Genomic DNA, 7,867 nt, shown 5'->3' with positions numbered 1-7,867 from the left:
GTAGGTGATACTGCCTCCGGAGGGGAGGGTAATACCGGTGTCGTTGATGGTGTTGCCTGTGCCTGTGGCATCAAAGCCACTGGCTCCTCCGGCTCCGGTTGCACTCCAGGTGACGCTTTCTAGTTCGCTGGGGATGGTGTCGTTGACTACGCCATCAGTGACATCGTGGGGGCCGTTGTTGCTGGCGACAATGGTGTAGGTGACTTGTCCTCCCGGAGCTACAGTGGTGAGGTTGTCGTCTTTGGTGATGCTCAGGTCGGCACTGGGGGTGGCAACTACAGTGGTCTCATCTATAGGACTATCGTTGCTTGGTGTGGTGTCTTCGATACCGGGAACTTCAACTTCATTTCTAATGACAGTTCCAGGTGTTGTGCCTGGATCAACGATTCCACTAGCAAGTATTGTGATTGTATCTTGCGGGCCTAGAGCGAGTTGAACTACTAAGTCATTGGTGTTACTGCCAGTTGCACCACTGACGATATTACTATCACCTGGTGTATTGTTATCGGTAATCTCTGCCTCCCAACTGATGCTGCTGGTATCAAACTGACTGGGAATGGTGTCTTGAATGATCATGCCAATGATGCGATTCGATGGCTCATCATTGGTGACTGAGATGGTGTAGGTAACGGTGCTACCTGCCGCAACGTTATTGAGATTGTCTGTTTTTTGGATGGTTAAATCGGCTTCAGATTCTAGAGTGGGTAATGTTCCAAAATCTGCGGCAGCAAAGCTTAAACCTCCCTTGTCTATAGTGGGTATCGTTCCTCCACTGACATTGGGATAATCTAGAATGACTAACCGATCGTCACTGCTGGCATAAAGTTGGCCATCATTTCCAAACCCTAAAGAACCTGTTCTAGTTAGACCTAGGCTCGCTTCTCCGATTAGTGTGGCAGTTAAAGTCCCTGCTGAAACATCGACTGTATAGAGTTCAAATGGATCGCCAGGATTACCTGCACTGCTGATAAAGAGACGATGGGAATCATTGGGATCGAAGGCTATATCTCCGCCATTTGCAGGTAGCCCCGAAACTTGCCCTAAGTCGGTTGCTACTCCTGTGTTGGGATCGATAGAAAATAATTTGTCTGAATTATTGGCCAGAGCGTATAGTGTGCCATCATCAGCCTGAGCTAGTTTGAAGAATCTAATGCCATCAGCGTCACTCCCTGCTTGTCCCAGTACAGTATTTGTACCGGTTAAAGGGTCCCAGTAGCCTACTTGAGCGTTTTCTCCATTTGCTGCATTATCAACGATTTCCACATAATAGAGACGACCAGTTACGCTTTGTCGAGCTAGGGTGAAGCTATCAACCTGAATAGTTCCTACTTTGGTCGAGGTTCCATCTTCAATGTCAACAATGTAGAGTTGTGTGAAGGGATCGCTGGCATTAATGGGTAGATCTCGACCTACTGCGTAGAAGGGGTTGGCGACGATGATTCCTAGGGTGTGGGGATAGGTGGCGATCGCCCCCTCGTCTAATGCCAATTCCGATCGCATCTCCCCGGTTCGATATCCCAGCTCCCAGGTTCCTCCTAGCCCGGCGCTACCGGTTAAGGTGGTGGAAGCGGCGATCGCCCTTTTCGTTAATTGACTGAGGCTATCCACAAACGACCGACCGATCGCATTTCCAGCGACTCGACAACCATAAAGTAATATTTCGGCGGATTGACCCAGCAGATTTGACCAGCTTTGTAGGGTTTGGCTATAGTAGGGTAGGCTTTCTTGATTGAGTTGAGTAGAACCCAGATGAATTTGTCCCCAATTTCCATGGGAAATCAAATGAATCGATTCAATGGAGTTTTCCCGATGAGTCTTTAAATGTTGGGTAATCTGCTCAATTCCATCTTGGTGTTTTTCCAAGATAACAACTTCCACATCTGACTCGATCCCCTTGAGGAGAAGGTCATAATCTTTAATTTGGGGATCGATAAACGCAATCTGTTTCGGGAAAACAGGCAAATTGAGTGAGTAAGACATGGTTATGGTAGATTTTATCTGATGATTTCGAGTCAAATGGATTGATAACTTTTTCTAGTGAAATCCACTCTATTGTTTGAGAGTAGAGGCTTTCTTTCTAAGGCAGTTAAAATTTCATACGCTTGGCTATTTTTAATTAAATGCTTTTATCGGTATATATTGCATGATGTAGAATCAACCTTGGTTGAAATTAGAAGTTAGGTTGATTTTATCTTTGGTGTAATATTAATCGGACAAAAAACAGATAAAACTCTCTTGACTCAAAAAAGTTTATTCGCACCCTAGGCAAGCATTTTTAAATTATAACTCTAAGCAAAATAATTTGGCAATTGATCGGAAGATGAATTTTAACGTATGAAGAATCAATAATTTTACGGATAATCAATCATAGAGTTAAGACAATCAATACTCAGGGACTCCAGTCTACTTAAAACTAGGTTACGATAGTGTAAACTTTTTGGGCAAGATAAGTTCTATTGCCGTTTAAAACCCTCTCAGCTAAAGGTCTGATGCGATGCGAATTCTAATTTATTCTTACAACTATGCTCCAGAACCCATTGGCATTGCCCCACTGATGACAGAATTGGCTGAAGGGCTGGCCGAGCGGGGGCATCAGGTGCGGGTGGTGACGGGAATGCCCAATTATCCAGAACGGCAGGTTTATGAGGGTTATCGCGGTAAAATTTATCTGACTGAAGTAAAAAATAAGGTTACTATTCAACGCAGCTATGTTTACATAAAGGGGCCAAAACCGGGATTATTAGACCGTCTTTTACTTGACGGGAGTTTTATTGTCAGTAGTGTGGTGCAAGCCTACCGGGGATGGCGACCAGATGTGGTTTTTGCGACTATTCCGCCCTTGCCGATTTCCGTTCCAGTGAGTCTTTTTTCAGCGTCTCGGCGCTCTCCTGTGGTACTCAATTTACAAGATATCGTCTCAGAAGCGGCGGTAAGAGTAGGCTTACTCAAACGGGAGTCTATCCTGTTCAAAATGGCAGAAAGTTTAGAGACTCTTGCCTATTCTACCTCAGTACGGATTAGCGTGATTGCGGAAGGATTTCGAGAAAAATTATTGTCCCAAGGAATTAGCGATCGCAAAATCACCTGTATTCCCAACTGGGTGGATGTCAACTTCATTCGTCCCCTACCCCAAGAACCCAATGATTTTCGGACAAAGCATCAACTCAACGGTAAATTTGTCATTCTTTATGCGGGCAATATCGCCCTCACCCAAGGACTCAGTACCGTCATTGAAGCGGCTGCCCAACTCCAACATCTCGAAGCCATTCAATTTGTGATTGTGGGAGAGAAAAAAGCCTTGGGCGCTCTACAAACTGAGTGCGATCGCCTTAAAGTCACCAATGTTAAACTCCTGCCCTTCCAACCCCGCGAAACCCTCCCCCAAATGTATGCTGCGGCCAACATCGGCTTAGTGGTGCAAAAACAGCGCGTCACAACCTTTAACCTGCCCTCCAAAATTCCCTTAATTTTATCGAGTGGGAGAGCCATTGTCGCCTCGGTTCCCGAAGATGGAACCGCAGCTAAAGCCGTTCGGAACAGTAAAGGGGGAGTGGTGGTTGCGCCAGAAAACAGCCAAGCCCTAGCCGATCGAATTAGGCAATTTTATCATAATCCCGCCGAAGTTGAACAGCTAGGCAAGCAAGGGAGAGATTATGCCCTGCAAAATTTTTCTCTCGAAGAAGCCCTCAATCGCTATGAAACCCTATTTGAGGAGGTAATGGGGAATAGGGAATAGGCAATAGGCAATAGGCAATAGGCAATAGGCAAGAAGTAATTTCTCCGCGTCTCCGTGTCCCCGCGTCCCCGCGTCTCCATGTCTCCGTGTCCCCGCGTCTCCATGTCCCCGCGTCTCCATGTCCCCGCGTCCCCCATTCCCCCACTCCCCACTCCTGGGATCTTCAGTTAAGATAAAGATTCCTAAAATAATCCCAATAGTGTCCTAATTCTTAACCTAGTTTGCATGTCCAACTTTGGCCAAACGCCTGTTTCTCCAACCTCAATTCCCTCCTCAGCGCCCTCTAGTCCCTTGCCCCTAGAGAGTAGTCAGCACATGGCCCTAACCATAGCGGAAGCAGCAGATGACCGTAAAGGGGAAGATATCCTGATCCTTAAAGTGGATGAAGTCTCCTATTTAGCCGATTTCTTTGTATTGGTAACGGGATTGTCCACCGTGCAAGTGCGGGCGATCGCCAGGTCGATCGAAGATAGCGTCGAAGAAAACTTCCAGCGCTTCCCCTTAAGAACCGAAGGAAAAGCCGAAGGAAGCTGGATTTTGCAAGACTTCGGAGAAGTGATTGTCCATATCTTTCTCCCCGAAGAGAGGCAATTTTATAACCTCGATGCCTTCTGGAGTCATGCAGAACCCGTAGAATTTAACCCGAAGGACTCATAGAGAGATTAAACCTGATGACGGAAAAACCCACCTGGCCTTGTCCCGTACCAGATGAACAGCAACCTCTCAACGAATTTCGAGCACTCAAAGAATCGGGTTTCTTTCGTTGGGGAACCCTAGAGCCTCACCAGTATTGGTTGAAGGCGATCTGGATTTGGGGATTAAGTTGGGTGATTACCGGGCCGGTTTCTGCCGCTAGTTTTCCCATGAGCAAAGACCCGATCCGATTTACCATCTGTGCTAGTGCTGGAGCCAGTTTGATCTTGACTTTGTTGCTCCTGCGCCTATACTTAGGATGGAAATATATTGGCGATCGCCTCAACAGTCCCACCGTCTCCTACGAAGAATCCGGCTGGTATGATGGTCAAATCTGGGAAAAATCCCCAGAGAGCCTCACCAAAGACCAACTGATTGTTACCTACCAAGTCAAACCCATCCTCAAACGTCTTCATTGGACATTTGCAGGACTAGGGACACTGCTCGGAACTCAAGCAATTAGTTGGGTCTGCTTTTAATGATTTGTGATCTTCTATTCATCCATTGATAAACTCATGACCAGGGGAAAACGTACCGCCACCTTACAAGTTAGTCTTCTCCGGGAAGGCATTACAGAATCCACCCACTGCACGCAAGCCGTAGTTTGTGACGATAAAGGGCGAGTCCTTTCTGCTGCTGGAGATCCAGAAACGGCCGCCTTTATTCGCTCTGCCCTTAAACCCTTTCAAGCCTCAGCCGTCACCAGCACTGGCACCCTGGAGAGGTATAATCTAAGCGATCGCGATTTAGCCATCATTTGCAGTTCCCATCAAGGCACAACGGCCCAAGCTAGACAAGTCTTTAACATTCTCTGGCGCTGCGACATTGAACCCACCGCCCTCCAATGTCCCATTCCCCCCGGCGCTCAAAGCGCCCTCCAACATAACTGTTCGGGCAAACATGCCGGTATGTTAGCCGTTTGTCAGCAGCGCCATTGGATGAAGGAAAACTATTTACGCCGCAATCATCCCGTCCAACAACTGATTTTATCCAGAGTTGCCGAACTGCTCAGACTTCCTCCTGATGAACTCATTGGTGTCCATGATGACTGTGGCGCACCTACCTACTATATGCAACTGGGACAAATGGCGACGTTGTACGCTCAGTTGGCTTCCGGGGATCATCTGGACTTAGAACGAGTGGTACGAGCGATGACCCATTACCCGGAATTTGTCGCCGGTGAAGAGAAGTTTGATACGGAATTAATGCGAGTGGCTCAAGGGAAACTGGTGAGTAAGTCTGGAGCTGAAGGCATCCAATGTATTAGCCGCATTGGGGAAGGCATGGGTTTAGCGATTAAGGTGATTGATGGCAGTAAGCGGGCTAAATATGCCGCAGCTATTCACGCCCTTAAGGAATTAGGCTGGATCAGCCCCATGGCCGCTGATACCCTCGGAGAGCAGTTCATGAGTATTGGAGACTATAAACGACTAGAGGTGAGCGGAGAGTTGTCGATTATTTAGAAATTGATTGAGAAATTTGGGAAAAAAGGTTGCAGAATTCAAATCACTGATCTATACTAGATAAAGTGACGCGGGGTAGAGCAGTCTGGTAGCTCGTCGGGCTCATAACCCGAAGGTCAGTGGTTCAAATCCGCTCCCCGCCACCAAATCGAAAAAACGTTTTCAAAAACCCTGCTAACTGGTTAGCAGGGTTTTGTTTTTGGCGATCGCACTGAACCGCACTGTCCTCACGGAACATCTGGAGTCGGGACGGCGATCTGCTTTTGCACGACTTCTTGCACTACCTGCCAGTTGTGTCCCTCAATCGCTACAGCCGCGACTGTACCGGGGGGAGGGGTTAAGGGATATAATGACCAGGCGCGATCGCTCACTTGTGCCCCAGTTTCCGTTAAGTGAATTTCGGCTTGTTCGAGTCCCGCTAATCCTTCCCCCATGGCTTTTAAGTAAGCTTCTTTGTACGTCCAATAGCGAAAAAAGGTATCGGGTTGTTCCGAAATGGGGGTTTGTTGAATGTGCTGATATTCTGAAGGTAAAAAGAAGCGCTTGGCTAAACCATCCAAGTCCATCAGGGGGCGAATCGTTTCAATATCCACGCCAATGGGCGAATTGAGAGCAAAACCATACAGAGCATAGTTTTTAGAATGGGAAACATTAAAATTTAAGTCAGATTGGGGTAGGGATAAGGCGGGTTTGCCTCGTTGAGAATAGGTAAACTCAATTGTTGAGGGATAGCATTTTAAATACTGTGCCAATAAAGAGCGGAGAAGACCCCGCGCCAGCATAAAATACTCTCGATGCTCGTCAAAATGGAAGCGCTGCGATCGCTCCTGTTCATCTGGAGATAGAAACGCCCTAAACTCGGCCAATTGAGGCATAAACGAATTTAAGTCAGCCCACCATATTTGAACGTGGCGATCGGATAACATCATCAGAAAAATTGGGTCTGAAACCCCGCCCTTCCAGGGCGGCTTTACTAACCATAGGCTACCACAATTACATCTTAGGTGCTACAATGTGAGAAACTCTTTGACTCACACATGGAAAGAGCATTTAACTACCGATTTTACCCAACTTCAGAACAAGAGTCGCTATTGCGGCGCACTTTGGGTTGTGTAAGATTAGTTTACAATAAGGCTCTCCATGAAAGAACTCAGGCTTGGTATGAACGACAAGAAAGAGTAGATTACGCTCAAACCTCTTCAATGTTGACCAACTGGAAAAAACAAGAAGAGTTAGATTTCTTAAACGAGGTAAGTTGTGTCCCCTTGCAACAGGGATTAAGACACCTCCAAACCGCATTTACCAACTTTTTTGCCAAGCGTGTCAAATATCCCAACTTCAAGAAAAAACACCAAGGAGGTAGTGCGGAATTTACTAAATCAGCATTCAAGTTCAAAGAAGGTCAAATCTATTTAGCCAAATGTAAAGAACCCTTAGCCATTCGTTGGTCTCGTCAGATCCCATCCGGATGTGTGCCCAGTTCGGTGAGTGTAAAACTCCATCCGTCAGGACGTTGGCATATTTCCATTAGATTTGATGACCCCACCATTAAACCTTTACCTGCTAACGATAAAGCGGTAGGTATTGATTTAGGAATTAGCAGCCTGTTAACTACCAGTGATGGAAACAAGGTAGCTAACCCTAAACCCTTAAAGAAACATTACCGTAAGCTTCGGAGACTTCAGAAAAACTTATCGAGAAAACAGAAAGGGTCGAACAATAGATATAAGGCCAGAGTAAAGCTGGCTAGAGTTCACAAAAAAATAACCGATACCCGAACTGACCATTTACATAAGCTTACGACTCAACTGGTGCGCGAAAACCAAACGATAGTGGTTGAGGACTTAGCAGTGAAGAACATGGTCAAAAACCGGAAGTTGGCACAAGCGATATCTGACGCAAGTTGGGGAGAGTTGACTCGACAACTGTCCTATAAATGCCGATGGTATGGCAGAAACTACATTGAGATAGATAG

7 protein-coding genes and 1 tRNA gene are annotated in these 7,867 nt (G+C 46.6%); 6 read left to right on the top strand and 2 right to left on the bottom strand.

The window, feature by feature from the left end; translation table 11 throughout:
- On the bottom strand, positions 1–1,980 hold a 1,980-nt coding region (locus tag PJF56_RS03820), incomplete at its 3' end, for a DUF4347 domain-containing protein (protein ID WP_283761320.1).
- 514 nt (positions 1,981–2,494) lie between these two features.
- On the opposite strand from PJF56_RS03820, the gene PJF56_RS03815 reads away from it, so the two are divergent.
- The 5 genes from PJF56_RS03815 (at position 2,495) to PJF56_RS03795 (ending at position 6,038) form a co-directional block, all read left to right on the top strand.
- On the top strand, positions 2,495–3,736 hold the full coding sequence (locus PJF56_RS03815; protein ID WP_283761319.1) for a glycosyltransferase family 4 protein: 1,242 nt from the start codon (positions 2,495–2,497) through the stop codon (positions 3,734–3,736).
- 225 nt (positions 3,737–3,961) lie between these two features.
- Entirely contained in the window at positions 3,962–4,393 is a 432-nt protein-coding gene (gene rsfS, locus PJF56_RS03810; RefSeq protein WP_283761318.1) for a ribosome silencing factor, read from the top strand.
- A 14-nt stretch (positions 4,394–4,407) separates the two neighbouring features.
- Positions 4,408–4,908, top strand: a complete 501-nt coding sequence (locus tag PJF56_RS03805; RefSeq protein ID WP_283761317.1) for a CGLD27 family protein — start codon at positions 4,408–4,410, stop codon at positions 4,906–4,908.
- 36 nt (positions 4,909–4,944) lie between these two features.
- Entirely contained in the window at positions 4,945–5,892 is a 948-nt protein-coding gene (locus tag PJF56_RS03800; RefSeq protein ID WP_283761316.1) for an asparaginase, read from the top strand.
- A 69-nt stretch (positions 5,893–5,961) separates the two neighbouring features.
- Positions 5,962–6,038: transfer RNA gene (locus PJF56_RS03795), tRNA-Met, on the top strand.
- Positions 6,039–6,119: 81 nt separating this feature from the next.
- Here the strand turns inward: PJF56_RS03795 and PJF56_RS03790 are convergent.
- Positions 6,120–6,821 carry a 4'-phosphopantetheinyl transferase family protein gene (locus PJF56_RS03790; protein ID WP_283761315.1) on the bottom strand — a complete coding sequence of 234 codons (702 nt, stop codon included), beginning with the start codon at positions 6,819–6,821 and terminating at the stop codon, positions 6,120–6,122.
- Positions 6,822–6,929: 108 nt separating this feature from the next.
- On the opposite strand from PJF56_RS03790, the gene PJF56_RS03785 reads away from it, so the two are divergent.
- Positions 6,930–7,867 (top strand): RNA-guided endonuclease InsQ/TnpB family protein (locus tag PJF56_RS03785; RefSeq protein ID WP_283761314.1); only part of this gene is annotated, 938 nt, incomplete at its 3' end.

Source organism: Roseofilum halophilum BLCC-M91 (assembly GCF_030068445.1).
Taxonomy (GTDB): domain Bacteria; phylum Cyanobacteriota; class Cyanobacteriia; order Cyanobacteriales; family Desertifilaceae; genus Roseofilum; species Roseofilum halophilum.
Note: the sequence above shows the minus strand (reverse complement) of the source record. Positions and strands in the feature narration are given on the sequence as shown.